Annotated in this window: 2 protein-coding genes; both read left to right on the top strand. The window is 70.9% G+C overall.

All coding sequences use genetic code 11. The annotated features are described in order from the left end of the window. Window positions 1-3: 3 nt before the first annotated feature. Window positions 4-159, top strand: a complete 156-nt coding sequence (locus QWY29_RS19945; RefSeq protein ID WP_300962985.1) for a hypothetical protein — start codon at window positions 4-6, stop codon at window positions 157-159. Then, window positions 159-344, top strand: a 186-nt coding sequence (locus QWY29_RS19940) for a hypothetical protein (protein WP_300962984.1), incomplete at its 3' end; no start/stop codon positions are given. The genes QWY29_RS19945 and QWY29_RS19940, both read left to right, overlap by 1 nt.

Here is a 344-nt window from a genome sequence, read left to right as displayed (position 1 = left end):
CCGCTGGCCTCCTCCGGCGTGCGGCTGATGACCCAGCTGGCGCGCCAGTTCGAGGAGCGCCCCGAGGTCCGCTACGGCCTGACCACCATGTGCATCGGCATCGGCATGGGCGGCACCGTGATCTGGGAGAACCCGCACTACACCGGAGAGGCAGCCTGATGAGCGACCTGACCACCCTGCTCGCCCGCGCCGAGGAGATCAGCTCCGACGCCGAGCGCGTCACCCAGGCACACCTGCGCAAGGTCACGCTGCCCCGCGGGGGCGGCGTGATGGGCCTGATCACCCTCGACAACGGCGAGGACCACACCAAGCCCAACACCTTCGGGCCGCGCGGCCTGATCGCG

Origin of the sequence: Nocardioides abyssi (assembly GCF_030412915.1) — a bacterium.
GTDB classification, from domain to species: Bacteria; Actinomycetota; Actinomycetes; order Propionibacteriales; family Nocardioidaceae; genus Nocardioides; species Nocardioides abyssi.
The sequence above is the reverse complement of the archived record's forward strand: the minus strand, read 5'-3'. Positions and strand labels throughout refer to the sequence as shown.